General features: G+C 66.3%; 26 protein-coding genes. 19 read left to right on the top strand and 7 right to left on the bottom strand.

The annotated features are described in order from the left end of the window. The first annotated feature begins 5 nt into the window (after window positions 1-5). The 13 genes from AB0I81_RS31535 to AB0I81_RS31475 all read left to right on the top strand — a co-directional run bounded on the left by AB0I81_RS31535 (window position 6) and on the right by AB0I81_RS31475 (window position 11,272). Complete coding sequence (locus AB0I81_RS31535) at window positions 6-566, top strand: ATP/GTP-binding protein (RefSeq protein WP_360664420.1); 561 nt, start codon at window positions 6-8, stop codon at window positions 564-566. Between the two features lie 57 nt (window positions 567-623). Further along, a complete protein-coding gene (gene ffh, locus AB0I81_RS31530; protein WP_360663772.1) occupies window positions 624-2,180 on the top strand; it encodes a signal recognition particle protein in 1,557 nt (518 codons plus the stop codon). Between the two features lie 407 nt (window positions 2,181-2,587). Next, window positions 2,588-3,052: a 30S ribosomal protein S16 gene (gene rpsP, locus AB0I81_RS31525; protein ID WP_360663770.1), complete on the top strand. Its 465-nt coding sequence runs from the start codon at window positions 2,588-2,590 to the stop codon at window positions 3,050-3,052. A 1-nt stretch (window position 3,053) separates the two neighbouring features. Continuing rightward, window positions 3,054-3,299 carry an RNA-binding protein gene (locus AB0I81_RS31520; RefSeq protein ID WP_344879671.1) on the top strand — a complete coding sequence of 82 codons (246 nt, stop codon included), beginning with the start codon at window positions 3,054-3,056 and terminating at the stop codon, window positions 3,297-3,299. Window positions 3,300-3,376: 77 nt separating this feature from the next. Then, window positions 3,377-3,877 (top strand): ribosome maturation factor RimM, encoded by a 501-nt coding sequence (rimM, locus tag AB0I81_RS31515; RefSeq protein ID WP_360663767.1) that lies wholly within the window; start codon window positions 3,377-3,379, stop codon window positions 3,875-3,877. After that, entirely contained in the window at window positions 3,877-4,842 is a 966-nt protein-coding gene (gene trmD / locus AB0I81_RS31510) for a tRNA (guanosine(37)-N1)-methyltransferase TrmD (RefSeq protein ID WP_360663765.1), read from the top strand. The genes rimM and trmD overlap by 1 nt, the downstream gene beginning before the upstream one ends. Before the next feature lie 137 nt (window positions 4,843-4,979). After that, window positions 4,980-5,342: a 50S ribosomal protein L19 gene (gene rplS, locus AB0I81_RS31505; RefSeq protein WP_360663763.1), complete on the top strand. Its 363-nt coding sequence runs from the start codon at window positions 4,980-4,982 to the stop codon at window positions 5,340-5,342. 139 nt (window positions 5,343-5,481) lie between these two features. Continuing rightward, entirely contained in the window at window positions 5,482-6,411 is a 930-nt protein-coding gene (gene lepB / locus AB0I81_RS31500; protein ID WP_360663761.1) for a signal peptidase I, read from the top strand. Beyond that, complete coding sequence (gene lepB / locus AB0I81_RS31495; RefSeq protein ID WP_360663759.1) at window positions 6,411-7,004, top strand: signal peptidase I; 594 nt, start codon at window positions 6,411-6,413, stop codon at window positions 7,002-7,004. The genes lepB (AB0I81_RS31500) and lepB (AB0I81_RS31495) overlap by 1 nt, the downstream gene beginning before the upstream one ends. Window positions 7,005-7,056: 52 nt before the next feature. Beyond that, the gene (locus AB0I81_RS31490) at window positions 7,057-7,725 is read left to right on the top strand and encodes a ribonuclease HII (protein ID WP_360663757.1); all 669 of its coding nucleotides are present in this window, start codon (window positions 7,057-7,059) and stop codon (window positions 7,723-7,725) included. A gap of 39 nt (window positions 7,726-7,764) precedes the next feature. Further along, a complete protein-coding gene (locus AB0I81_RS31485; protein ID WP_026215037.1) occupies window positions 7,765-8,088 on the top strand; it encodes a DUF2469 domain-containing protein in 324 nt (107 codons plus the stop codon). A gap of 1,291 nt (window positions 8,089-9,379) precedes the next feature. Then, window positions 9,380-9,739: a YraN family protein gene (locus tag AB0I81_RS31480; RefSeq protein WP_360663754.1), complete on the top strand. Its 360-nt coding sequence runs from the start codon at window positions 9,380-9,382 to the stop codon at window positions 9,737-9,739. Beyond that, on the top strand, window positions 9,740-11,272 hold the full coding sequence (locus tag AB0I81_RS31475; protein ID WP_360663752.1) for a YifB family Mg chelatase-like AAA ATPase: 1,533 nt from the start codon (window positions 9,740-9,742) through the stop codon (window positions 11,270-11,272). Here AB0I81_RS31475 and AB0I81_RS31470 read toward each other — a convergent pair. Continuing rightward, the gene (locus AB0I81_RS31470) at window positions 11,247-11,894 is read right to left on the bottom strand and encodes a hypothetical protein (RefSeq protein WP_360663750.1); all 648 of its coding nucleotides are present in this window, start codon (window positions 11,892-11,894) and stop codon (window positions 11,247-11,249) included. The genes AB0I81_RS31475 and AB0I81_RS31470 overlap by 26 nt on opposite strands. Before the next feature lie 316 nt (window positions 11,895-12,210). On the opposite strand from AB0I81_RS31470, the gene dprA reads away from it, so the two are divergent. Further along, window positions 12,211-13,500 (top strand): DNA-processing protein DprA, encoded by a 1,290-nt coding sequence (gene dprA, locus AB0I81_RS31465; RefSeq protein ID WP_360663748.1) that lies wholly within the window; start codon window positions 12,211-12,213, stop codon window positions 13,498-13,500. Between the two features lie 253 nt (window positions 13,501-13,753). Here dprA and AB0I81_RS31460 read toward each other — a convergent pair whose 3' ends face one another. After that, window positions 13,754-14,368: a helix-turn-helix domain-containing protein gene (locus AB0I81_RS31460; protein WP_360663746.1), complete on the bottom strand. Its 615-nt coding sequence runs from the start codon at window positions 14,366-14,368 to the stop codon at window positions 13,754-13,756. 60 nt (window positions 14,369-14,428) lie between these two features. Between AB0I81_RS31460 and AB0I81_RS31455 the strand changes: the two genes are divergently transcribed. Together AB0I81_RS31455 and AB0I81_RS31450 are read left to right on the top strand one after the other, a co-directional pair. Then, complete coding sequence (locus AB0I81_RS31455; protein ID WP_360663744.1) at window positions 14,429-15,706, top strand: alpha/beta hydrolase; 1,278 nt, start codon at window positions 14,429-14,431, stop codon at window positions 15,704-15,706. 588 nt (window positions 15,707-16,294) lie between these two features. After that, the gene (locus AB0I81_RS31450) at window positions 16,295-17,188 is read left to right on the top strand and encodes a tyrosine recombinase XerC (RefSeq protein ID WP_360663742.1); all 894 of its coding nucleotides are present in this window, start codon (window positions 16,295-16,297) and stop codon (window positions 17,186-17,188) included. A gap of 98 nt (window positions 17,189-17,286) precedes the next feature. On the opposite strand, the gene AB0I81_RS31445 is transcribed toward AB0I81_RS31450, so the two are convergent. Beyond that, entirely contained in the window at window positions 17,287-17,556 is a 270-nt protein-coding gene (locus AB0I81_RS31445) for a hypothetical protein (RefSeq protein WP_360663741.1), read from the bottom strand. A gap of 130 nt (window positions 17,557-17,686) precedes the next feature. On the opposite strand from AB0I81_RS31445, the gene AB0I81_RS31440 reads away from it, so the two are divergent. Both AB0I81_RS31440 and AB0I81_RS31435 read left to right on the top strand, forming a co-directional pair. Beyond that, entirely contained in the window at window positions 17,687-18,064 is a 378-nt protein-coding gene (locus AB0I81_RS31440) for a hypothetical protein (protein WP_360663739.1), read from the top strand. Window positions 18,065-18,358: 294 nt separating this feature from the next. Continuing rightward, on the top strand, window positions 18,359-18,781 hold the full coding sequence (locus AB0I81_RS31435; protein ID WP_360663737.1) for a dihydrofolate reductase family protein: 423 nt from the start codon (window positions 18,359-18,361) through the stop codon (window positions 18,779-18,781). A 767-nt stretch (window positions 18,782-19,548) separates the two neighbouring features. Here AB0I81_RS31435 and AB0I81_RS31430 read toward each other — a convergent pair. Both AB0I81_RS31430 and AB0I81_RS31425 read right to left on the bottom strand, forming a co-directional pair. Continuing rightward, window positions 19,549-20,733, bottom strand: coding sequence for a M23 family metallopeptidase (locus AB0I81_RS31430; protein ID WP_360663736.1), 1,185 nt, complete (start codon window positions 20,731-20,733; stop codon window positions 19,549-19,551). Between the two features lie 551 nt (window positions 20,734-21,284). Next, entirely contained in the window at window positions 21,285-22,808 is a 1,524-nt protein-coding gene (locus AB0I81_RS31425; protein WP_360663734.1) for an MFS transporter, read from the bottom strand. A gap of 68 nt (window positions 22,809-22,876) precedes the next feature. Here AB0I81_RS31425 and AB0I81_RS31420 point away from each other — a divergent pair, with 68 nt between their 5' ends. Continuing rightward, on the top strand, window positions 22,877-23,500 hold the full coding sequence (locus AB0I81_RS31420; protein WP_360663732.1) for a winged helix-turn-helix domain-containing protein: 624 nt from the start codon (window positions 22,877-22,879) through the stop codon (window positions 23,498-23,500). Window positions 23,501-24,415: 915 nt separating this feature from the next. Here the strand turns inward: AB0I81_RS31420 and AB0I81_RS31415 are convergent. Both AB0I81_RS31415 and AB0I81_RS31410 read right to left on the bottom strand, forming a co-directional pair. After that, complete coding sequence (locus tag AB0I81_RS31415) at window positions 24,416-25,186, bottom strand: carbohydrate ABC transporter permease (protein ID WP_360664417.1); 771 nt, start codon at window positions 25,184-25,186, stop codon at window positions 24,416-24,418. 301 nt (window positions 25,187-25,487) lie between these two features. Further along, window positions 25,488-26,441, bottom strand: coding sequence for a sugar ABC transporter permease (locus AB0I81_RS31410; RefSeq protein WP_360663730.1), 954 nt, complete (start codon window positions 26,439-26,441; stop codon window positions 25,488-25,490). Window positions 26,442-26,470: the final 29 nt, after the last annotated feature.

Raw genomic sequence — 26,470 nt, 5'->3', positions numbered from 1 at the left:
CCGGCCTGACCTCGGCCAAGATCGTGGTCGCCGGCGGGTTCGGGGTGGGCAAGACGACGTTCGTCGGCGCGGTGTCGGAAATCATGCCGTTGACCACGGAGGCCGTCATGACGGACGCCTCCGCCGGCATCGACGACCTGGGCATGACGCCGCTGAAGTCGACCACGACCGTCGCGATGGACTTCGGCCGCCTGTCGCTGGACCGCGACCTGATCCTGTACCTGTTCGGCACCCCCGGACAGCACCGGTTCTGGTTCATGTGGGACGACCTGGTGAAAGGCGCGATCGGCGCGGTCGTGCTGGTCGACACCCGCCGCCTGGCCGACAGCTTCCCGGCGATCGACTACTTCGAGGAGGCGCAGCTCCCGTTCGTGGTCGGCATCAACGGGTGGGACGGCTCCTACCCGCACAGCGACTCCGAGGTACGTGACGCGCTCACCCTGTCGCCGCACATCCCGATGGTGCGGCTGGACGCCCGTTCCAAGGACGCGGTGAAAACCGTCCTGATCCAGCTCGTCGAGCATGCGCTGACGGTTCGGATGGCCGTGCCAGGCTGGAGCGGCTAGCGGAGCGGATAGTCTGGAGTCTTAGACGTACATTCGCTTCGAGGACTGGCCAACCACGTGTTCGAGACGCTTTCCGACCGGCTGACTTCGGTCTTCTCCTCCCTTCGAGCCAAGGGGCGGCTGTCCGATGCCGACATCGACGCCACCACCCGCGAGATCCGCATCGCCCTGCTGGAGGCCGATGTCGCGCTGCCGGTGGTCAAGGCGTTCGTCGCCCAAGTCAAGGAGCGCGCCCGCGGTTCCGAGGTCTCCCAGGCGCTCAATCCGGCGCAGCAGGTCGTCAAGATTGTCAATGACGAGCTGATCGGGATCCTCGGCGGCGAGACGCGCAGGCTCCAATTCGCCAAGACGCCCCCGACCGTCGTCATGCTGGCGGGTCTGCAGGGCGCGGGCAAGACGACCCTGGCGGGCAAGCTGGCCAGGTGGCTGCGCGAGCAGGGCCACGCGCCCATGCTCGTCGCCGCCGACCTGCAGCGGCCCAACGCCGTCCAGCAGCTCCAGGTGGTGGGCGAGCGCGCCCAGGTCGCGGTCTACGCGCCCGAGCCCGGCAGCGGAGTGGGCGACCCGGTCGGGGTGGCCCGCTCCTCGATCGACGAGGCCAGGCGGCTCAACCACGACATCGTCATCATCGACACCGCCGGCCGCCTGGGCATCGACCAGGAGATGATGAAGCAGGCCGCCGACATCCGCGACGCGGTCTCGCCCGACGAGGTCCTGTTCGTGGTCGACGCCATGATCGGCCAGGACGCCGTCACGACGGCGCAGGCGTTCATGGAGGGCGTCGGCTTCGACGGCGTCGTGCTCACCAAGCTCGACGGCGACGCCCGCGGCGGTGCGGCGCTCTCGGTCCGGCACATCACCGGCCGGCCGATCATGTTCGCCTCCACGGGCGAGAAGCTGGAAGACTTCGACGCCTTCCACCCCGACCGCATGGCCTCCCGCATCCTCGACATGGGTGACATCCTCACCCTGATCGAGCAGGCCCAGAAGACGTTCGACGAGGACCAGGCCGCCAAGATGGCGGGCAAGCTCACGTCGGGCGAGAACTTCACGCTCGAGGACTTCCTCGAGCAGATGCAGATGGTCCAGAAGATGGGGCCGATCAAGAACCTGCTCGGCATGATGCCCGGCATGGGGCAGATGCGCGACCAGATCAACTCCATCGACGACCGCGACCTCGACCGCATCGCGGCCATCATCCGCTCGATGACCCCGGCCGAGCGCCAGGACCCGAAGATCATCAACGGCTCCCGGCGGGCGCGCATCGCCGCCGGCTCCGGCGTCTCGGTGAGCGCCGTGAGCAGCCTGGTCACCCGCTTCTTCGACGCGCAGAAGATGATGAAGAAGATGGCGGGCGGCATGGGCATTCCCGGCATGCCGGGGGGCCGGGGCAAGTCCAGCAAGGCGCAGAAGAAGGCGAAGAAGGGGCGGCGGGTCAGCGGTGACCCGCGCAAGGCGGCGCTGGGCAAGTCCGCCGCCGAACCGGGCGCGGCGGAGCCGCAGCCGAAGCAGGGGGGTGGCGCGCTGGGCAACCTCGGTGGCAAGCTGCCGCCGGGGATCGAGCTGCCGCCCGGGTTCGACCCGTCCAAACTGCGCTTTCCCGGACAGAAGTAGAGCCTCCCTCGTCCCTGTACGCGCCGGTGAGCCGTGCCGGACTCGCGGTGGTGCGAGGTGCGGCACTGGCCCCTCGGGTCTGTGCGTCGGTGGGTCGATGGGTCACGTCGGGCTCGCCGCGCGTGCGGTGCCGCACGGTGCGTGCGTGGCAGTGCGCGTTGCGCGGTACCGGGCTTGGACCTGTGCTTCGGGAGGCGCTCAGCCCTTGCCGGACCTTTGCGGTCCGCTGTGGTGATGGGTCGTGGGCACTGCCGTCGATCTGGCACAATGGCATGTTGGAACACCGTGTCCATGCGGGTGCCCTCTCATCTCCCGCCGGACACGCCTGTCCCTGGAACGTCGTCCCGTCGTGCCCCACTCGGCGAGATGCCGTTCACCCACGCTCGAATGCAGGAGAGACCACACCCGTGGCAGTCAAGATCAAGCTCAAGCGGCTCGGCATGATCCGCAACGCTCAGTACCGCATCGTCGTCGCCGACAGCCGCACCAAGCGTGACGGCCGGGCGATCGAAGAGATCGGCCTGTACCACCCGAAGCAGAACCCTTCGCGCATCGAGGTCAACGCCGAGCGCGCGGCTTACTGGCTGGGTGTCGGCGCGCAGCCGACCGAGCCGGTGCTCAAGCTGCTCAAGCTCACCGGTGACTGGCAGAAGTTCAAGGGCGAGCCCGCCCCCGAGCCTCTCAAGGTCGCCGAGCCCGCTCCCGACCGCCACGCCCTCTACGAGGCCGCGGCGAAGGAGACGGTGTCCGGTGGCGACACCGGCAGCACGGCCGCCACCACGCCGAAGAAGAGCAAGAAGAAGGACGAGGCGGCTGAGGCCCCCGCGGCCCCCGCGGCTTCCGCCGAGACCCCGTCCGAGGGAGAGGCCTGAGGTGCTCGAGGAGGCTCTCGAGCACCTCGTTAAGGGCATCGTCGAACATCCCGACGATGTCCGGGTCCGCGCACGCCGCATCCGCAGCGGGCGCGTCCTGGAGGTCCGGGTGCACCCCGAGGACCTGGGCAAGGTCATCGGACGCGGCGGGCGCACCGCCAAGGCGCTGCGCACAGTCGTGAACGCCCTGTCCGACGGGAAGTACGTACGGGTCGATCTGCTCGATCTGCACGAAGCGGTCCGTTAGCGTCAGGTTTGCGCGCCCTCATCGGCTTCGTTCCGGTGGGGGCGCTCCGCGTTGAAAGCAGAAGAAAGCAGGTTCACGTGCAGCTGGTCGTCGGCCGGATAGGCCGTCCGCACGGGGTACGCGGTGACGTGACCGTGGAAGTGCGCACCGACGATCCCGAGCTGCGCTTCGTCACCGGCAAGCCGATCGCGACCGACCCCGCTGACCGGGGACCGCTCGTGGTCGCCGGCCGCCGGTGGCACAAGGGCGCGCTGCTGCTGTCGTTCGAGGGCATCGCCGACCGCGACGCGGCCGAGGAACTGCGCGGCACCATGCTGGTCATCGACTCGGCCGACATCGCGCCGTCCGACGATCCCGACGAGTTCCACGACCACCAGCTCATCGGGCTGGCGGTGCAGACGGTCTCCGGCGAGCCGGTCGGACAGGTGGAGGAGGTGCTCCACCATGGACAGGACCTCCTCGTGGTCCGCAGGAAGGGCCAGGAGGACGCGCTCATCCCGTTCGTCAGGACGCTGGTGCCGGAGGTCGACCTGGAGGCGGGGCGGCTGGTCGTCGATCCTCCTGAAGGGTTGTTGTGATGCGGCTCGACATCGTCTCGATCTTTCCCGAGTACTTCGCGCCGCTGGACGTGTCGTTGATCGGGAAGGCTCGGGAGCGCGGGACGCTCGATGTTCGGGTGCATCAGCTGCGTGACTGGGCGCGGGACGTGCACAGGACCGTGGACGACACGCCCTATGGCGGCGGGCCCGGCATGGTGATGAAGCCCGAGGTGTGGGGCGAGGCCATCGACGCGGTGATCGGCCTGTCCGGGGACGATGCTCCGGGGGACGGTGCTCCGGGGGACGGTGCTTCCGGTGACCTTGCGGATGGCGGCCTTTTGAGCGACGACTCTTCGGGGGGCGGCGCTTCGGGCGACGGCGCTTCGGGCGACGGGGCCTCGGATGGCGGGGCCTCGGATGGCGGGGCCTCGGACGGCGGGGCCTCGGATGGCGGCTTTCCGCGGATGATCGTGCCGACGCCGAGTGGGCGGCCGTTCAGCCAGGAGCTCGCGCAGGAACTGGCCGATGAGCCGTGGTTGTTGTTCGCGTGCGGGCGCTACGAGGGCATCGATTCCCGGGTCATGGCCGAGTACTCCGCGCGGATGCGGGTGGACGAGGTCAGCATCGGCGACTATGTGCTGGCCGGCGGCGAGGTGGCGGTGCTGGTCATGGTGGAGGCCATCGGCAGGCTGCTGCCGGGGGTGCTCGGCAACGCGCAGTCGGCCGTGGACGACTCCTTCGCGCCCGGCTCGATGCGGAACCTGGTCGAGGGGCCGGTCTACACCAAGCCGCCCGTGTGGCGGGAGCACGAGGTACCGGCCGTGCTGCTGTCCGGACATCACGGAAATGTCGCCCGCTGGCGTCGGGATGAGGCGATCCGGCGTACCGTACGGAATCGGCCGGAACTGGCGGCGGCGCTTGACCCCGCGACGCTGGACAAGCACGACAGAAAGCTCCTGGAGGAGCTCTCGTTTCGCCTTCAGCCGGAAGATATGGCAAACTGAATCGCTGCCAACCGTCACCCGGTTGGTCCGTCATGCCCGGGAGACAGTCCCGGGTTCATCAAATCAGCAAGCGCGTCCGCCGCGAGCCACGGCCGGGTGGACCTCCGCGTGCTCGCGAGGACTTGAGGACTGCTCTCATGCACACGAAGATCCAGGAGCTCGAGAAGTCGACCCTGCGCAGCGACGTGCCGGATTTCCGCCCCGGTGACACGCTCGAGGTTCACGTTCGAGTCGTCGAAGGAAACCGCTCCCGTATCCAGGTCTTCAAGGGCTTCGTGCTGCGCCGTCAGGGCAGCGGCGCCCGCGAGACCTTCACGGTCCGCAAGGTCAGCTACGGCGTCGGCGTCGAGCGTACCTTCCCCGTGCACAGCCCGGTCATCGAGAAGATCGTGCTCGTGACCCGCGGCGACGTGCGCAGGGCCAAGCTCTACTACATGCGTGACCTGCGCGGCAAGGCCGCCCGCATTCGCGAGAAGCGCGAGACGACGGCCGCCAAGTAAGCGGTGTTCTTCCGACGGCCCGCGCATCGCGCGGGCCATTCGGCTTTACGGGGCCGTTTCCTTTATGTGGAGCGACTCGTGCACGGTGTAACGTCGGTCGAGGCTTGTCGAGCCGACGCATCATCTAGGCTCGTCAGCGATGACTAGCGAAAGCCAGGAGCACGGCGCCGCGCGCCGCCCTGTCGAGGACGAGGTGGACGTGGTCGCGGAAGAGACTCAGAAGCCGGCCAAGGGCGATAAAAAAGAGAAGAAGGGGTCGTTCTGGAAAGAACTGCCCGTCCTCATCGTCGTAGCCCTTGTGCTGGCCCTGATCATCAAGACATTTGTGGTCCAGGCGTTCTACATTCCATCGGAGTCGATGGAGAACACTCTGCTCACGAACGACAGGGTTCTGGTCAACAAGCTCGTCTACCACACCCGCGACATCGAGCGCGGCGACGTCGTGGTCTTCTCCGGCGTCGACTCCTGGGACGGCGAGTTCCAGATGGAGGAGCCGTCCAACGCGTTCGTGGCGTTTTTCCGGTGGGTCGGCACGGCGTTCGGCATCGTGCCCGGCGAGAAGGACTACATCAAGCGGGTCATCGGCGTCGGGGGCGACCACGTCAAGTGTTGCGACTCCAAGGGTCGCATCACGGTCAACGGCACGCCCATCGACGAGGAGAGCTATCTCTACCCCGGTGACGTGCCCTCCGACCGGTTCTTCGACATCACGGTGCCGCAGGGGCGGCTGTGGGTCATGGGCGACCACCGGTCGGTGTCGCTCGACTCGCGCTCGCACACCGGCGATCCGGGTGGCGGCTCCATCCCTGAAGGCCAGGTCATCGGGCGGGCCTTCGTGATCGTGTGGCCGTTCAACCGGTTCACCTCGATCGACATCCCCGAAACGTTCGCCCAGCCCGGTCTCCAGGCACTCGGCGACTCCGCCGCGAAGCCCGCCGCCCAGGCGTCCGGCGGCTCGGTCGCACAGCCTGCCGCTCTGGCGCTCGGCGGATCGGTGCCGCTGGTCGCCGGGTTCGGGATGGCCGTACCCTTGGTGCTGGTTCGTCGGCGTCTGCGGAAGAGGCGTTGATGGCCAACACCGAGAAGGCGGAGGGTGTGGGCAAAGAGAAGAAGAAGGGCGGTTTCCGCGAAACCGTCCTGCTGCTCGTCATGGGCGTCGGCATCGCGCTGCTGCTTCAGGCGTTCGTGATCGGCTCGTTCTACATCCCGTCCGAGTCGATGGAGAACACTCTGCAGATCGACGACCGGGTGTTCGTCAACAAGCTCGCGGGTAAGCCCGAGCGCGGTGACATCGTGGTCTTCAAGGGCTGGAACGGTGAGGACACCATCAAGCGGGTCATCGGGGTCGGCGGCGACAAGGTGGTGTGCTGCGACAAGCAGAAGCGCCTTTCGGTCAACGGTACGCCGCTGGACGAGCAGTCCTACCTCTACCCGGACGATTACGCTTCCGGCGATAAGTTCGACGTCACAGTGCCCGCTGGGAAGCTCTGGCTGATGGGCGACCACCGCAGCGCCTCGGCCGACTCCCGGTCCCACATGGAGGAGCCCGGAGGGGGCTTCATCTCGGAGGACGCGGTCGTCGGCAAGGCCGTGGTGCGCTACTGGCCGCTGTCGCGCGGCTACCTCTTCTCCCAGCCCGACATTTTCGACAAGGTCAAGTAAGCCCGTCTTCCGGTCGCGGTTTGCGGCGAATGGGGCGTACGCTGCCTGTGTCATGACAGTTGCGTTCCGCCCTCGACCGAGCGTCGTCCGGCGCGATTCCGGACTCTATGCCTACGAGCGGGCGCTGGCCCGGCGCGGCCTCACCCCCATCGCGGGCGTGGATGAGGCCGGTCGCGGCGCGTGCGCGGGGCCGCTGGTGGTCGCGGCCGTCATCCTGCGCAAGCAGATCGACGGCCTGGGCGACTCCAAGTTGCTGACCCCGATGGTGCGCGAACGCCTGTACGAGGAGATCTCGCGCGTCGCCCATGTCGGCATAGTGATCATCCCGCCGGGGGAGATCGATGCCAAAGGTCTTCACAAGAGCAATGTTTCAGGAATGCGGCGGGCTGTCGCACAGTTGCCCTGTGACCCGGAGTACATCCTGACGGACGGCTTCCCGGTCCCGGGGTTGCCGGCGCCGTCACTGGCCGTGTGGAAGGGGGACCAGGTGGCCGCGTGCGTGGCGGCCGCGTCGATCGTGGCCAAGGTGACCCGAGACCGGCTCATGGTCACGCTGGACGGGCGCTACCCGCACTACGGCTTCGCCGAACACAAGGGGTATGTCACTCCAGGACACCGGCTGGCGCTGGAAACGCACGGCCCGTGTCCTGATCACCGTTACTCCTTCGTCACGGTGGCGAGGGGGATGGGTGAAAATGAAATGGGGGCCGGGGTTGCCTGAGCAGGCGAACCGGGGGACCGGTACGACAGGAGGACCGCGATGAGCGCAGAGGATCTCGAAAAGTACGAAACCGAGATGGAGCTGCAGCTTTACCGCGAATACCGCGATGTCGTCGGTTTGTTCACGTATGTGGTGGAGACTGAGCGGCGCTTCTATCTGACCAACTCGGTCGATCTCGACGTCCGTACCGCTGAGAACGGCGACGTCTTCTTCGACGTGAAGATGCAGGACGCCTGGGTGTGGGACATGTATCGGCCGGCGCGGTTCGTCAAGAACGTGCGAGTGGTCACGTTCAAGGATGTGAACGTGGAGGAACTGGCCAAGGCAGACCTGGAAATGCCCAAGGAGGGCTTCTCGGGGTAAGGGCCTGGCAACCGGACGGGTAGCGAGCCGTCGCCGGAGAAGGATTCCTCCGGCGATCGGCCTCCGAGGCCCCAAGGGGGTGGCCTCGGGAAGGCCCTGGGGATGGCCTCGGGAAGGCTCTGGGGGCGAGCCTCGGAAGGCCGTGGGGGCGGCCTTGGGGCGGCGCTGAAGATCAGCCGCTGCCTTGATGGCCTGGCTCCCCCCCACCTCTGCATCCGCCACCTCACATCCGCCACTCCCAAGCCCAGGTATCCCACGCCCCCATCCACCTCTGCGTCCGCAGCCCCACGTTCGCCACTCCACGTCTGGGTTTTCGCGGGGTCGCGTCCGTGACCCCGTGTCCGGGTGTCCCGCTTTCACCCACCTCTGCGTCCGCCGCTCCGCGTTCGCCACTCCGTGTCTGGGTTTCTTGCGGGTCGTGTCCACGGCCCCGCTCCCGGGTCTCCTACGTGGTCTCTCCTACGTGGTCACGTTCACCCACCACCTCTGCGTCGGCCGCTCCGCGTTCGTCACCTCGCGTCTGGGTTTCTCGCAGGTCGCGTCCGCGACCCGTGTTCGGGTGGCTCACGTCGACTCATCCTTACGTCCACCCATCTCTACGTTCGCTGCCTACCATTGCCCCACCGCTTCCGCCCAGGGCGCCTGGCCCGTACCTCCCCGACCTGCCGTTGTTTCTGCGCCCCCATCACCATCACCGCCGCGGCCCCTGACCACCGCCGCTGCGCCTCTGCATCTCCACCCCGCCGCGACTCCTGCGCCCTTCACCGCCTCCGGACCTCATCCGCACCCCCCTCATCGCCACGTCGCGCCTCTGCCTCCACGCCGCACCCCCTCACACCACGCCGCGCCTCTTGCCTCTTAAGCCGCGCCTCGGCGTTTCCTGCTTCTGCGCTTCCTGCCTCCGCGTCTCTCGCCTGTCGCGCTCTCCTGCGCCCTCCCCGTTCCGCGCTCCCATCCCGAGCCCAGTCCGGCGCTGCTGTCTCGAAGAGGACGGCGGGTGGACGGGCGAACAGGCGGCGGGCGGACGGGCGGCGGGCGGACGTTGGACGGGGTCGGTGATGCGTGCGCGCCAGCACGAATATGCCGCCCCTCCCACGCCCTTGCTCGCAGGCCGGCTCCCAGAAGCCAACCGAGGACGACGCGCTCCTTATCCACAACCCCTCCACCACATCGCACCTCCATCCCCAGAATCCCGTTCGGCCTCTCGCCATCACGCCGCATTCCGAGATGGTCATGCCCTGACCTCGCACCAGCAGGACAGGACAGAACAGGACACGACAGGAGCTGGCACATGGCCAAGGAGAGCAAGCTCGAACTCGGCAAACGCGGCGAACAGGTGGCCGTGACCTACCTGGAGGCCGAAGGGATGAAGGTGATCGACCGCAACTGGCGTTGCCGCCACGGTGAGCTCGACATCATTGCGGAGGAAGGCACCACCCTGGTCGTGGTCGAGGTCAAGACCCGATCGGGCAGATCCCACGGCACGGCGCTGGAGTCGGTGAGCCCGGTCAAGCTCGCCCGCCTGCGCATGCTCGCCGCCAAGTGGCTCTCCGGTCAGCCCCGTACGTTCGCATCGGTACGCGTGGACGTGATCGCCCTGGAGCGCTTCGCGGGAGATTTCGCCCTGAGCCACGTACGGGGAGTGGTCTGAATGGCCGTGGCCCGCACACGCAGCGTGGCCCTGATGGGAGTGTCAGGCCGTACCGTCGAAGTCGAGGCCGACGTCGGCAACGGGCTGGCCGGCATCCATCTCATCGGCCTGCCCGACACCGCGCTGAGCGAGGCCCGTGACAGGGTCAGATCGGCGATGGTAAATAGCCACTACCCGTGGCCCGACGCCCGCATCATCGTCAGCCTCTTCCCGGCCAGCCTGCCCAAACGCGGATCGCAGTTTGATCTTGCCATAGCCGTCGCGATCCTGGGCGCGGCGGGCGTGGTCCCGGCCGAACGCATCGCGGAGCCGTTCTTCCTGGGGGAGCTCGGCCTCGATGGCCGTCTGAGACCCGTACGCGGCATACTTCCCTCCGTTCTGGGCGCGGCCAAGCACGGTGACGTCACGGTCGTGGTGCCCTCCGCGAACTCGGCGGAGGCCGTCCTGGTCCCGGACGTGCAGGTGGTCCCGGTCGCGGACCTGCGTCAGCTCGTGGAGTGGCTGCGCGGGGGAGCCGACCCGCCCAAACCGGAGGCCGAGGAGTTCGTCGAGACTCCCAGAGGCTCCAGCAGCACCGACCTCGATCTGGCGGACGTCGTGGGTCAGCCGGTCGCCCGGCGAGCCCTCGAAGTGTGCGCGGCGGGCGGCCACAATCTCTGGATGCTCGGCCCGCCGGGCACCGGCAAGACCATGCTGGCCGAACGCCTCCCCACCCTCCTGCCGGATCTGGAGCTCGATCACGCCTTGGAGGTCACCGCGATCCACTCGGTCGCGGGCGTGTTGCCGCCCAACGCCCCCATGATGAGCCGTCCCCCATTCGTCAGCCCGCACCACACGGCGACCTCCGCCGCGATCATCGGCGGCGGCAGTACGGTCGTCCGCCCCGGAGCGGTCTCGCTGGCCCATCGAGGAATCCTGTTCATGGACGAGGCTCCGGAGTTCCCGCGTCCCGTCCTGGACGCGTTGAGACAGCCGCTGGAGTCCGGCCGGGTGACGGTGTCCAGGGCCGCGGGCTCGGTCACGTTCCCCGCCAGATTCATGCTCATTCTGGCCGCGAACCCCTGCCCCTGTGCTCAGGCGGAGGACCAGGGAGACACCTGCAGATGCTCTCCCACGGTAAGACGTCGCTATCTGGGCAGGCTCTCGGGCCCGCTCCTCGACCGCATCGACATGAAGGTCACGGCCACCCGCTCGTCAAGACGCGAACTCCTGGCCGACCGCCAGTTCGTGGAGACCAGTAAGACCGTGGCCGAACGTGTCCTGATGGCCCGGGAACGAGCCGCCAAGCGCCTGGCCGGCACACAGTGGCGCTCCAACGCCGAAATCCCCTCCTCCGTACTCCACTCCGACTATCGCCCGTCCGCAGAGGCCATGCGCCCCATGACGGCCTGCCTGGACTCAGGCGCCCTCACCGCACGAGGCCTCGACCGCGCCGTCCGAGTCGCCTGGACCCTCGCCGACCTGTCCGACAAGGACGCTCCCGGACAAGACGAAACCAACACAGCCCTCAGCTTCTGGCTAGGCGTGAGCTGACCCACCCCTCAAGACAGCCCACCACGACCACCGAGAGCCCGCCACGACCACCGAGCCCTCGCACACTCCGTCCCCCAGCAACCTTCAACACCCCCGATGCCTCCCCAGCCGCCCACTCAGAAACCCACCAGCACCTCACCCCGCAGGAGAAGCCCATGACCACCACACCTTCCAGGTTTGCAGAGGCCACAGAAACCACCACGCCTTTCAGGGTTATAAGGCCCCGCGCATCTCTCACGACCGCAGTGCCCGCCCCGCCGTCCACAACTGACAAGACCGGCATGCCGTCCGCGACCGCGAGGGTTGCCATGCCGTCTGCGACTGTGGGGCCCGACATGCCGTCTGCGGCCGAGGGCACCGGTACGCCGTCTGCGGCCGTGAGCACCGATACGCCGTTTGCCGGCACCGGTACGCCGTCTGCGGCTGAGAGGGCTGGCACGCCCCTCACGCCTGTTGGGACAGGCCCGCTTTCCACAACCGTCGGGACCGGCACGCTTCTCGGGATCGCGGAGGCGGCCAGTACGCCTCCCAGGATTGCGGAGACCAGCACGTGCTTCAGAGCCGAGGCCGCGAGAACCGGCGAACCTGCGACAACCCCCGCAGCTTTCCCCAACGAGGCCACCGCAACCCCTATGACCAGCAGTTACCCGTTCTCCGAGACCGCGATCGCCAGCGACCCAACACCCGAGATCTCAACCTCAACCACACCCGCGCCCGGGTCCGGAACCGTCTGCAGAGCCGGCCCTGCGACCAGCGAATACGGGCCTCCTTCGATCAGACCCGACCCCGCGCGCCCAAAGCTCCTGACCCACACTGCGGCCCCAACCCAGCCCAGGCCACCCCGCACCGGCACCACGATCCCTGAACCCCCTGAGTCCCCTGAGCCGCGGAACGAAGAACCCTGGGATCAGGCCGAAGTCGAGGCCAGAGCCGCCCTCATGAGGGCCGCCGACGTCGGAGACACCCTCATGGGCCGCCTCGTGGCCGAGTACGGCGCCCCACAAGCAGTGGAGTCGATCCGCACTCGCACCCTTCCGCCGGAATTCGTGACTCGAGAAGCCCAGCAAGAACGCCCTCCGGACCTCACATCCCGTCTGAACACCTGGTACGCCCGCCTGGCAGCCGCCAACCCCATGGCCGACATCGAAGCGGGACTAGAATCCGGCGCCAGACTGATCATCCCCGGTAGCCCCGAATGGCCGACTCAACTGAACCAACTCGGCCACAGCCGCCCCCTGGGACTCTGGGCACACGGCAACGCGGATCTGCGCTTCTCCTGCCTGAAGTCCGTGGCAGTGGTCGGCGCCAGAGCCGCCACCGCGTACGGCACGCACATCGCGGCGGAGTTCGGCGTCGGTCTCAGCGAGTCCGGCTGGACGGTCGTGTCGGGTGGAGCATTCGGCGTTGACGGGGCGGCCCACAAGGGCGCCTTGGCAGCAGGCGCCCCGACAGTCGTGGTGCTGGCCTGTGGCGTGGACGTCTGCTACCCGAGCGCTCACGAGCCCCTGTTCGCCGCGATCAGAGAGAAGGGCATCGTGATCAGCGAATGCCCACCCGGCGTCCACCCCACTCGGGCCCGCTTCCTGATCAGGAACCGCCTGATAGCCGGCCTGTCCAGAGGAACGGTGGTGGTGGAGGCCGCGATCCGCAGCGGCGCCATCAACACGGCCACCCACGCCCTGTCCCTCAACCGTCACCTGGGAGCAGTTCCGGGCCCGATCACTTCGGCGATGTCAGCCGGATGCCATAAGCTCCTGCGAGAACGCAAAGCCGTATGCATCACCTCACCAGAGGACATGATCGACCTCGTTGGCGTGCTGGGCGAAGACCTGGCCCCACAGATCCGGGCTCCGGTGGTCCCCAGGGACAAGCTCAACGAGCCGACCAGAAGAGTCCTGGACGCGGTCCCTGCCCGAGGCGGCGCGGGCCTCGCCTCAATCGCGGTGGCCGCCGGCCTGGGCCTGGACGTGACGCTGAGCGCCTTGGGCGGGCTGGCGGCCGCAGGCTTCGTAGAACGAACCACAAACGGCTGGCGCCTCCGCAAACAGACGGCCACGTACCGCAGAGCTCCCGACTCCACCGCCCTCGAACCCCCACCCACCCCAGAACCCGAACCCACCGACCTCCCACCACCCCCAGACGACTTCCCAGCCCCTGACTACAACCACCCCGACCTGCAGGAACCCACTGCGATCCATAAACGCCCGAGCCGGGAGGCGCTCTGGTAACGTCCGGCCTCAGCCTGATTCTGAGCCTCACCCTCTCCCGCGACCCAACCTCCCGACCCCACCCCCCTCGATCTTGAGCCGCAGCCTTGGTCGTAGAACCTGGGCTCCCACGACCTAAGCTTCTCGGCATCTCCTACACGCTCAGCCTTGGTCGTTGAACCTGGGCTCCTACGGCCCCAGCTTCTCGGTTTCTCCTACGCCCTTAGCCTTGGTCGTGAGCCTCGGCTCCTTCGGCATCGGCTTCTCTATGCCGTCAATCTGGGTCTTGAGCCTCGACCTCTTCCACAACCTGAGCGTCGGGGCCGGGGTCGCCGGCGGTGGCGGTGCTGGGTGGGGAGCTCTGGGCCTCGAGGGGAAACAGAATCGGGCTGAGCAGGTATTGCGTGCGTCCTGGCGCGGCTTGATTGGCGAGCCGGGGCGCAATGGCACCACGCAGCTCGCTGATCAGCTCCAGAAGTTCGTCCCGACTGAGCCAGATCGCGTGTTGCCGATACCCGACGAGGTCGGCCATCGGGTCGGCGTCGCCTCGGTTCAGGTAGGTGTTGAACTCGGCGAGCAGGATGGCCATCGCCGTGGCGAACCCACGCTGGTGGTCGTCGAGCGACAACGACTCGACCATGGCGGCGTCGATCACCGCCAATTCCTGACGTAGGCGATACCGGCGCTCCACCGCTCCTCGTACCCGCCGCTCATCGGCCACCTCAAGGACCCCCTCGGAGGCCAGCAGGTCGATGTGCCGATAGAGCGTGGCCTTGGAGACGTCGGGGATCCGCGCACAGAGCTCGGATGTCGTCAGTAGGCGTCCTCCGCTCATCGCATGTACGACCCGCAACCGAACGGGGTGTGCCAGGAGTTCCAATGCGTCCACTGGCGTATGGTCTCATATGTGCTACCTTTCTCAAGAATAAGAATAGTGAGGTGGTGTGGGATGAGAGTCGATCCGGCGGCTATCGCCGTCTCGGTGGTGGAGCTGGCGCGCGAAGGGCGCTTCGGAGAGATCGAGAAGCTGTTCGGTGCGCAACTGCGAGCGGTGGTCTCCGCGCAGATGCTGCAGGTCGCTTGGGTGGCCGAAGTTGGTAAGCGTGGCTCGGCGTCTGGTGTCGGACAGCCGGTGAGTGAGGCGGCGGGCGCGGGGTTGGTGCGCGTGAGCGTTCCGGTCGTCTGCGAGCAGGGAGAACTCACGCTCATCGTGTTAGTGGACGACATCGGCGAACTGCAGGGTTTGCAGCTTGCGCCTGCGAACACGGCTCCATGGTCACCACCGCCGTACGCCGAAGTGGAACGCTTCTCCGAGCAAGAAGTCACGGTCGATGCCGATTCGTTCGCCGTGTCCGGAACGCTGAGCCTGCCGCGCGATCGAGAGCCTCTGGCCGGTGTGGTGCTCCTCGGCGGAGGAGGGCCGTTCGATCGCGACGGGACCAGCGGGCCGAACAAACCGCTGAAGGATCTCGCCTGGGGGCTGGCGACCCGCGGCGTGGCCGTACTGCGCTTCGACAAGGTGACCCACACGCACAGCCAGGTGATGAACGCACCCGGCTTCACGATGACCAGCGAGTACGTGCCGCACGCGGCCGCGGCCGTGCGGCTGCTCCAGCGCCGGCCGGAAGTGGATCCGGACCGGGTCTTCGTCCTGGGGCACAGCATGGGAGGCAAGGTCGCCCCGCGTGTGGCGGCCGCCGAGGGTTCCGTGGCCGGGCTGGTGATCATGGCCGGAGACACCCAGCCGATGCACCACTCCGCCGTGCGCGTGGCCCGCTACCTCGCATCGTCGAGCCCCGCATACCTCGACCAGGACGCCGTCGACATGATCGTTCGGCAAGCCGCGATGGTCGACAGCCCTGATCTCTCGTCCTCAACCCCGACGGCGTCGTTGCCCTTGGGCCTGTCGGCCTCGTACTGGCTGGACCTGCGTGACTACGACCCGGTCGCGACCGCGGCGGCGCTGGACAGGCCGATGTTCATCCTTCAGGGCGGCCGCGATTATCAAGTGACCGTCGCGGACGATCTCTCGGGATGGAGGGCCGGTCTCGCCCACCGATCAGACGTCACGATTCGGGTGTACGACGCCGATGACCACCTGTTCTTTCCTGGCGAGGGGCTGTCCACACCTGCGGACTACGAAACCGCGCAACACGTGGATCCGGTGGTCGTCGGTGACATAGCGGAGTGGTTGACACGTACAGGACCAGGCAGGATCGCGAATTAGTCTCACATGCGACCGTCGCCCTCGGCTGACATAAAACGCTTCGGTCGTGGTCCGCACCATGGGTCGCAATAGACCTGGGTCACTGCTCCCGACCTGCTGCGCCGGCGGCGGCGGCCGCGCGGGCGCGGCCACTGGTCAGGCGGCACACTGCTGTCTACGGTCGTCGCTGTTTCTCCTTCATGGAATCGTGCTGGAAAGGGTCACGCGATGGCCATTCTCATTCCACGGCGCCGCATCTGCTGACCAGGCCATATTCGTGCACCACTCCACGCAACCAGGATCGCCGTTCGCTCGCCCGACCAGGCGGCGGTCGGCGTCACCTACATCCGGCGCGCTGTTCGCCTGTCTGCGCCCCGATCGCGCCGCTGCCTTGTGCCGTTGGTCTGGATTGCCGGAAGCGACCGGGGTAGGTTCGGGCGCGCGATCGGGTGCGATGGTGTTGTTGGTCGGGTTGCGGCGTGGGGTGGTGAAAATGGGGGTCTTGGTTGGTTGTTCGGGGATCGATGGATCTGCAGAAGCTACCGTCGTTGGGGTTCTGGAGTAGCTCGGGCTAACTGAGGTAGCTCGGGGTGCTGAGGGGGTTGGGGCGTGGACAGAGATGAAGTCGTGGCGGAGTTCGGGCGGTATCTGCGGTTGGAGCGTGATCTTTCCCCGAATACGGTCCGGGCGTACCTGACCGACGTCAACTCCCTGCTCGATCACATGGGTGGGTCGCTCGAAGGGCTCGATGTCGGGGCGCTCCGGGAGTGGCTGGCCGGGCAGCATGCGGCGGGAAAGGCACGGGCCACCCTGGCGCGAAGGACCGCTTGCGCGCGCACGTTCACCGCTTACTGCCATCGCCGGGGTTGGCTGACGGTGGATCCGGGGCTGCTGCTGGGGAGTGCCAAGTCCCCCCGGTCGTTGCCCGCCGTACTCGATCAGCAGCAGGCGCAGGCCGTGCTGGACGCGCCTCCGACGGAGGGACCCACCGGGGAGCCCAAGGAACTGCGGGATCAAGCGCTACTTGAGTTGCTGTACGCCACCGGTGTGCGGGTGAGTGAGCTGTGCGCGCTTGATGTCGATGACGTGGACCGCGAGCGGAACGTCGTCAGGGTGCTGGGGAAGGGGCGTAGAGAGCGTTCGGTGCCGTTCGGGTTGCCCGCGCTCCGAGCGCTGGACCGGTGGTGCATTCATGGCCGGCCATTGTGGATGCGGGCCGGGTCGGGGCCGGCCCTCTTCCTCGGGGTTCGAGGCGGTCGTATCGATGCGGGGACCGTACGGCGGGTGGTGCACGCGCGGCTGGCCCAGGTGGAAGGCACGCCGGACATGGGCCCGCACGGGTTGCGGCACAGTGCGGCCACTCATCTGCTGGAAGGTGGTGCGGACCTACGCAGCGTTCAGGAACTGCTTGGTCATGCGTCCTTGAACACCACGCAGATCTACACGCACGTCTCGATCGAACGGCTGCGCACGGCGTACCGACAGGCGCATCCAAGGGCGTGATCGCGAAGAAAAGCGAGCCAGGAGCCATAGTAAAAACGACGGCTGAAATCTGACCTAGTTGTACCTAATGCAGTGACCGCAGACGTACACCGGGTTGGTCAGGTATACGTTTGCCAACCCTCGGGCTGGTGCATGGTGACAGGCAAACGGCGCTGGACTCTGTCTCGTACCCCACGACGCAACTTCTTGTAGAGCGATGGGTCCATCCATCCGGCGGTGAACAAAGCGTCCGTGAAGGCGTCAACACTCATGGAAGATGCCTCCCGCAGCAGCCGCTCCTGCTCCTCGGCTGGGAGGCAGAACCCAAGATCAACGCACAGCTCCTTCAGGAGCCACCGAACTTGATCGGACCGGGTGTCATCCTCCATACGCGAAGTATGGTCCGGGAAAACCGACCCACCCAACGTTTGTGGTCACCGCCCTATAGTGCTATGACCGGAAACGTTCGCCGGGTTATCCATCCATGACAAGTTCGGCGGCCGTGGATAGCCTCGGCCTGTGGCGGATCGGGAGCAATACATCCGGTATCTGGATGACTCGAAGGTGTTGGCAGCGATCGGGGCGTATGTCGACGCCCAGGTTGGTCTGGTTACCGTGCGGCTGCCGAGAGCCGTAGCCGGGGCCGCGGTGGATGCCTGGGAACGTGAGGAGCTCGGCGGCCTCGGTGCGGAGACTCGTGAGCAGTTCGCGGTGCGGAGCCAGGCTGCGGAGCTGGCGCTGATCGGCCTCGTGATCTCGCAGAGCGGCCGCTGGGAGGGTGAGGACCTCGTGGTCGACCTGGACGTCGCCTCCGCCGGGGCGGCCTTGCGGGCGTCCCAGGAGCCAAGTCCTCAGGCCCTGACCGATAGCGTCCCCGAACCCCCTGACGCCATTTAGATGTAGTAGCCATCCCACTGGCGTTACATCCCTCTCAGCCACCTGGCACCCTGGTGAACGTTTCCGGTCACAGCGCTAGCCACGTCGGCATCGGTCACGAGGGCCTCGGTTGCGACGGCACCGGCGTCCTGGAAGGCTGCTATGCCTTCGGCTGGGATTTGTACTGAGCGGCCTGGCCGTTTGGTGCGACCCAAGTCCGTTTGAAAAGGGTAGTTTGGCCGCCCTGTCTGCGATCAGTTCCATCGCTCCACCAGGTCTCCACTCTGGGCGACCTCTACGGCCGAGGAGGAGTTTATGGGCAAGGTCATTTACTGGATGAACACCTCGATCGACGGCTATATCGAGGATGCCGAGGGTGGCGTGAACTTTATGGACCCGGCCGAGGACTTCAAGCAGGCGGCGAACGACCATGTTCGCCGGATCGAGGCGTTCCTGTTCGGGCGGCGGTTGTATGAAGCGATGGAAAAGCCCTGGGCACAGGACCTCGGCAAGGAAGACGCACCCGCCCTCGAACGGGAGTTCGCCGAGCTCTACAAGCAGACGCCGCGGTACGTCTTCTCCGACACTCTCCAGACCGTCCCCGAAGGGCTTACGATCGTCCGTCGCAAGGAGGCTGTGTCCGTGGTGACACGCCTCAAGCAGGAGATCGACGGCACTCTCCAGCTCGGTGGCCCCGAGTTGGCCACCTCCCTGCTCGACCTGATCGACGAGTTCTAGGTGTACACGTTTTCGGTGATCATCGGGGGCGGCAAGCTGTACCTTCCTGTAGCGGAAAAGCTGCGGTTGCGCCTGGTCGAGTACCGTTCCTTCGCCTCAGGAATCATGTTCCAGCGCTACGTGAGACCCTGATCGACCAGAAGCGGATCCGGGCGTACCCACGAGAGATCGGTGGCCGTACGCCCTTCCGCGCCCCGGTCGAGCGCTCGTTGCTCCAGGCCAGGTCAGCGCCTTTGGCATGGTGCCGAGCAAAGCCCAGAAGTGCCCACAACCCGGTGAACAGATCTCCGGCCTGCCGCTCCCAACCGAATCGCCCGCGCCAGCAGCGGGCGCGGACGTCTCGCTTGCCAGGACCGGTGATGACATTCAGCGCGGACGTCTCGTCGTCCAGGATTAGGTGACGGCCAAGTACACCCAGAGCACGAACGTCTCGTTGTCCAGGACTCGGTGATGGCGTTCAGCGCGGATGTCTCGTCGACCAGGACCCGGTGATGGCGTTCAGCGTGGACGTCCCGACGACCAGGGTCAGCACCGGCAGACTCACCACCCGATCAGGCCCGACTGGGATGCGTGTCGGCGGGAATCATAGATCGCAGTGGGTCAGTTCGCCCGGCTGATAGCCAGTCCGCGAGGCCGGATGCGGCGGTCGGGACTCCGGTCGGTACTGCCGGATCTTCCGGATGCGGTTTCTGGGCGCCGTCGCCAGCCGATCCGTTTGGCGATCAGCGTCTCTGGCATTTTGGCCACTGAGGTCAATGCGTTCCCGGTCATCTTGCAGAGCGGTCTTTGCGGTATTGGGCTGCGTGGCGTCGTCGTTTGCGGTGGTGTCCGCCGGTCCAACTGTGGTGTTGCGTGGGGGTGCGGCGTTTGTGGCGGCTGCGGTATAGAGCGACGAGCAGGATCAGGGATGTGAGCGCTACGCCGAGGCTGATTACGGGAGCGCTGTGGGACAGGGCCGAGGGGACGTGGCTTTTTGGGCGCTGGGTCGGATCTGCTGTGTGGTGAGGTCGGTGGTGATGCAGCTTGATGGTGGTGGAGGGCAAGCGTGCATCGGTGTGGGGGGCTGCGAGGGCTGTGGCGGTGTGGTTCGCGGTATTGGAGATTGTGCTGGTGGTGGGGGCTCGGGGGTTGGCGCTGATAGGGCCGGTGTTCGACTTGGGTTGAGGTGTCGTCTGGCGTGGTTTTGCTGGTCCTCTTGCCGAAGATGACCGGGTTGTTGTCGTTGTCGTATTGGGGTGATCTTGCCATGCGGTGGGGGGTGGTTGTGGGGTCGGTTCTGTTTGAGGGGAGGGCCAGGCTGCCGGTGCAGGAGAGCTGGTGTCGGCGGTCCTGCTTCTGTGGGGGGTCTGGTGGGGCTCGAAGGTGTTGAGGGTGGGGTGATGTTCTTTTTCTGAAGAGAGCCAGAAGGGGAGGAGGCGGATGGGGGCGTTGCCCAGGAGGTGGAGGGGGTTCAGGTATTGGGTGTCGCGTAGGAGGCCCCAGTGCAGGCAGGAATCTTCGCAGTGGGGCTTTGTTGCCTGCAGGATGCCTAGTTTGGCGCCGGAAGTGATCGGTTGGCCGCGGCGTACGGAGGCTGTTACTGGGAGGTAGGTCGTGCGTAGGCCGTCTTGGTGGTTGATGGTGATCACGCCTCTTCCGGCTACGGGGCCGGCGAAGTGGATTGTGCCGGGGCCTGCTGCCAGGACAGGGGTGGATGCGGGGGCGGCCAGGTCGATGCCGCGGTGGCCGGAGAGCCAGGGTTCTGGGGGTGGGGTGAAGTGGCGCACGATCTGCGGTTGTCCGTCAAGGGGCCAGCGCCAGGTGGAGGCGGCAGGGGAGGCTCTGGCCGGAGGTGTGCGGACAGGCAGGATCAGGGACGCGGAGATGAGCGCCGTCAGGGTGAGGGATGCGGTCCTTGTGAGTGTTCTGGAGGCCGGGCGGGCCTGCGGGAGGTTGGGCGTTCGAGGGTTCATGCTGTGGAGTTTGGCCGAGGTGCTTGGGGCGGCGGGGCGGTGAACGTCGTTCTGTGGATGAGGAGTCGGGGGTGGGGATGGGCTGTGGATGAAGGGGCTGGGCGGTGGCGCAGAGGAAGGATGATGGAGGTGCGCGTTTCGGACGTGAATGCTGGAGACGTGGGCGGTCGCGGCTGCTGCGCCTATTACCTGCCTGGGTGGTGCTGGTTGGGGTGGAGGCAACCATTGGGTGTAGGCGGCGTTAGCGGCGAAGCCTCCTGTGGAGCAGGAGGCTGGTAGCGAGCTGGAGCGCGTGCTGTCGGGCGGGGCGGTGTGTCCCGAGCGCTGATGGTGTTCGGGCGGGGCGGTGCGTCCCGAGCGGTGACGGTGTTGGCTGGGCGGCCTGTCTCGTGCGGTGACGGTGTTCGGATGGGGCGGTGCGTCTCGTGCGGTGACGGTGTTGGCTGGGCGGCCTGTCTCGTGCGGTGATGTGTTGGGCGGGTTGTCCCATGCAGTGATGGGCCGGGTGGGGATGGGCCGGGTGGGGATGGGCCGGGTGGGGATGGGGCGGATCAGGGCCAGGAATGACGTTTGACGTTGATCAAGTGGTCGGCTGACGTGTCGAACGGGCGGACCGGAGTACCCAAGTGATCGGCCGATGTGGTGAATGATCGGACCGCGGAATTCAGGTGGTCGGTGGATGCGGCGAGCGATTGAGTTGCGGAGTCCGAGGAGTCCGTGGATGGGGTGAGCGATCGGGTTGCGGGGGCCGAGGAGTCGGTGGATGGGGTGGGGGATTGGGGTTTGGAGGCTGGCTCGAGAGGGGTGGGTTTGGGGTGGTGTGGGCGGAGGGGGGATGTCCAGAGCCAGAGGGTGCTTAGGGCTATTCCTGCTGCGCAGATGAGGATTGTTGGGCGTAGGCCGAGGGATTCGCCTAGGAAGCCGCCGGTGAGGCCGCCCAGGGCCAGTACGCCTTGTACGGCGAATGTTGTGGTGGCGTTGACTCGGGCGCGGAGTTCTGGGGGGCTTACGCGCATAGTGATCGTGCCCATGCAGGTGGCGAAAGCGACGATTATGCCGCCTGTGATTGTGCTGGTCAGGGCCAGGAGCGAGAGTTTCCACCACAGAGGGCCGGTCAGCAGGCCTACCGCGAGGATTTCTATGGGGAAGAAGAGCACCGCGATGAGGAGAATGCGGGTTTCGCCGTGATTCTTGGATAGGCGGGCCGTTATCCAGGCGCCGAGGAGGCCGCCTATGCCGCTCAGGGCGGTGAGGACGCCGATCAGTCCTTTGGGGATGTTGAGGGTGTTCAGCATGTAGAGCATGTAGACGGCTGTGTAGGCCATGGCGAAGAAATTGATGGTGACGCCTGCGGCCAGGAGTGCGCGCAGTACTGGATGGGTGACGCTGGTTTTCAGGCCTGCCATGACGTCGCGCCACATGCCGTGGGAGGTCGCGGGAGTGTTTTTCTCGGGTTTGCGGATTGAGCGGAGCAAGAAGGCCGAGGTCAGGAAGGACAGTGCTTCCGCGAGGATGGCCAGGGGGGCTGTGAGGATCTGTACCAGGAGGCCTGCCAGACCCGGGCCGGCGACTGACGCCACTGAGTAAGAGGCATGGAAGCCGGCTATCGCCTCCGTACGTTGTTCAGGGGCGACCACTGCTACCACATGAGGGAAATTCGCGGCCTTGAAGAGTACTGAGGCTGTGCCGATCACCAGGGCTACGACTATTAACCAGACGACATTCAGTACGCCCAGGAGCCAGGCAATGGGGATTGTGGCGGCGGCGGCGCAAGAGACAAGTTCGCAAGCGATCATCAGGGGTCGGTGACGGGTGAGCCGGTCGGCGATGGCTCCCGACTGGAGGCCGAACAGCAGGGCAGGGACCGATGCGGCGGCGGTCAGTAGGCCCATCTGGGAGGGGGAAGCGGTCAGCAAGGTGATCGCGGTCAAGGGGATGGCCAGCTTTGAGACCTCTGAGCCGGTGATCGAGATCGTCCTGGCCGTCCAGAGCAAACGGTAGTCGCGCTGTTGTCGCAGGGGAGTGAGCTCTGTCGGCGGCGAGGCGTGAGGTGAGTTGTGAAGGGAATGCTTCATAACTGTGAAGGTAGTCCTTCATAGTTATGAAAGCAATCTTTCAGGCCTGAAGTGGGTACGTTTGGCCCATGACGCAGGGCAAGGACTGGATCAGTGACCCCAAGGAGATGCGAGCGCTGGCCCATCCCGCGAGGCTGGCGATGCTCAACAGGCTCGCGGGGGGTGGCAGTGTCACCGCGACCGAGGTGGCGGAGGTAGCGGGGATCACACCCAGCGCTGCCAGCTATCACTTGCGGATCTTGGCCAAGTACGGGTACGTGGAGGATGCGCCGCCACGAGGGGATGGCCGGGAGCGGCTCTGGAAGATCGCGAACAAGTCAGTTGGCTTTGGGCTCGGGCCGGATGATCAACCCGACGTTCGGGACGCCAAGATCAGGCTGACCGCGGTGTTCCGGCGCGATGCCAATGAGGAGGCGGAACGTGCTCTGGCGAACCTCGACAGGGAGCCTCAGGAATGGCGTGATGCGAGCTGGTTCGCCCGATATCGGCTTCGGGTTGACGCCGAGGAGATGTTGCGGCTGAACCAGGAGATTGAGAAGTTGCTCAAGCCGTATGCGGCCAGGCATCGGGATGAGAGCTCCGCGCCGGAGGATGCCAGGATCGTTGAAGCGCAGGTCAATCTGTTCCCGCTGGCGGAAAGGGTGGCTCCTGGGCTGCCGACCGAGGATCACGACGCGAATACCACCGCATGATTCGCTCCTCGATGATGAGGATGGTGAACGCGCCGCCGTGACGATCCTCAAGCGACCCATGCGGCTAAGTGGTTAAGCGGTGGATGCGGTTAAGTGGCCAAGTGGCCAAGTGGCCAAGTGGCCAAGCGGCCTATGCGGCTGAGCGGCTCAAGCGGCTCAAGCGGCCAACGGTCATCGTGGTGTTCAATGGCCGCTGCGCTGCGGGCGTCCTTGCTGTGGCGCGGGCGGACGGCATGTGTGTACTACCCGAGAGCGCGTTCGTCGTGGGCCTCGGCGATGCAGGTGTCGTGCCGGACGGGCTCACGGCAGCAGCCAGGATGCCCCCGAAACAATCGCGATGGAGCGGGTCGTCGCCCGCGGGTCAACGGCGAGAACGTGATCGGCCCCGTCCTTGCGGAACGGGGGACCACATCCACGGACGACGGTGCCGTCTCTGAAGCGTCGGGTCATGTACGAGGCTTTCGCTCGACCGGTGGACTCCGCCAGGTCGGGCTGGGCGTGCTGACCTTACCTGGCTGAGCGTGCTGACCTTGCCTGGCGGGGCGTCCTGACCCCTACCGGGCGGGGCGTCCTGACCCTGCGATCTGCCCCTGCCCGCAGCATCTGCCCCTGCCTGCATCTGCCCCTGCCCGCATCTGCCCTGCTCGCATCTGCGCCCGCCCGTAGCCGAAGGTTGGGCCGCCGGTGAGGTGTTGGTGGCTGCTCGGTGGGTGGTAGTCCGGTTGCCCCGGCGGACTTTACGCATCCGTCGATGATGTTCCACGAGGGCGAGCGGGTCGGCGGCCAGGTGCAGACAGGTTGTTCGTCTACGCAGGCTGAGCCCGGCATGGGATTTTCACGCCGTACGGTGCTGGCCGGCACCTCCCGCTGGCGTGCCTCGTCAGCAGAGGACTCCTTTCAGGCGAAGGCAAGGTGCTACTTGATGCCGGTGGTGGCGATGCCTTTGATCAGGAAGCGTTGGCCGAACAGGAAGACCAGGAACAGGGGTAGCAGGGTGATGATGGACATTCCGAACATGCCTCCCCAGTCGCTGCCGCCGGTGGAGTCGAGGAAGGAGCGCAGGGCGACCGAGGCGGTGTACTTGTCCGGCGAGGTCAGGTAGATCAGGGCGGTGAAGAAGTCGCTCCAGGTCCAGATGAAGGTGAAGATCACTGTGGTGGCGATCGCCGGGACCATCAGGGGCAGCATGATCCGGGAGAAGATCCGCCAGTGGCCGCAGCCGTCGATCCGGGCGGCTTCGTCGAGTTCGCGGGGGATGCCGCGGATGAACTGCACCATCAGGAAGACGAAGAAGGCATCGACGGCCAGGAACTTGGGCAGTACGAGCGGGATGAAGGTGTTCAGCCAGCCGAGGTTGTTGAACAAGATGTACTGAGGTACCACCACGACGTGCATCGGCAACATGATGCTCATCAACATCACCGTGAACCAGAGCGTACGGCCGCGGAACTTGAGCCGGGCGAAGGCGTACGCGGCCAGCGAGCAGGAGATGACGTTGCCGAGGATGGCGCCGATCACCACGATCGCCGAGTTGATCATGTAGTGGCCGAACGGGGAGTCCAGCGCGACCCAGCCGTTGCGATAGTTCTCCAGCGTCGGGTCGGACAGCCACAGATCCGGGGTGCTGAAGATCTCGTTGGTCGGACGGAATGAGCTGACCAGCATCCACAGCAGCGGATAGATCATGATCAGGCTGACAACGATCAATGCGAGGTGCTTGATCACGGACCTGACCCTGAAGGTGATCGAAAAGCGGTGATGAGTGGTCGGCCCACCGGAATCGCGACCGGTTGAGTCGGCGGACGAGCGAGTGGCTGAGCGGCCAGTCGAGGGGCCAGCCGAGGAGTCAGTCGAGGGGCCAGCCGAGGGGTCAGTCGAGCGGGCGGCCGAGCGGCCGGTTGAGCGGCCGGACGAACGAGTGGCTGAGCGGTCGGTTGAGGGGGTGGCTGGGCGGTCGGTTGAGGGGTCGGGGGCGGCGCTGTTGGCGTCAGTCGTCATAGAACACCCAGAATTTGGCGAGGAAGAAGTTGAGCGCGGTGAACGCGGCCACCATGGTCAGCAGGAACCACGCCATCGCGGAGGCGTAACCCATCTGGAACCGGCCGAATCCCATCTCGTACAGGTAGAGGGTGAAGAACATCGTCGAGTCCGACGGTCCGCCGGTGCCGCCGGAGACGACGAAGGCCTGGGTGAAGGACTGGAAGGCGTTGATCACCTGCAGGACGACGTTGAAGAAGATGATCGGCGACAACAACGGCAAGGTGATCTTGAAGAACCTGGTCCACCGGCCGGCGCCGTCAACGGCGGCGGCTTCGTAGTACATGGCGGGGATCTGCCGCAGCCCGGCGAGGAAGATCACCATCGGCGAGCCGAAGGTCCACACGTGCAGCAGGATGATCGCGCCGAGCGCGTAGTCAGGATCGGAGATCCAGCCGGTGCTGCTGTTGATCCCGATCGCGCCGAGGAACTGGTTGACCAGGCCGTCGGTGCCGAAGATCTGCCGCCACAACACCGCGATGGCCACCGAACCGCCCAGCATCGACGGCAGGTAGAACACCGACCGGTAGAAGGCCAGTCCGCGCATCCCCCTGTCCAGCAGCATCGCGATCGCCAGCGCCAGCGCCAGTTGCAGCGGGGTGCCGACCAGCACATAGATGAGGGTGACGCGGATGGAGTTGTGCAGCCGCGTGTCGCCGAGCATGCGCTGGAAGTTCTCCAGCCCGATCCACTCCGGCGGCTGGATCAGGCTGTACTCGGTGAAGGACAGGTACAACGAGGCCAGCATCGGGCCGATCGTGATCACGATCAGGCCGATCAGCCACGGCAACAGGAACAGGTAACCGGCCGCATTGTCCTGGCCGGCCTTCCGGCGCAGCCGGGCCTCCTCGGGGTCACGCGCCCGGCCGCGCCGGAGCGAGGAGAGTTCGGATATGGCGCTCATGGGCGAGCTTCGCTCACGGTCGTCCTCCA

The organism is Nonomuraea sp. NPDC050404 (assembly GCF_040655495.1).
Classification (GTDB): Bacteria; Actinomycetota; Actinomycetes; order Streptosporangiales; family Streptosporangiaceae; genus Nonomuraea.
The sequence above is the reverse complement of the archived record's forward strand: the minus strand, read 5'-3'. Positions and strand labels throughout refer to the sequence as shown.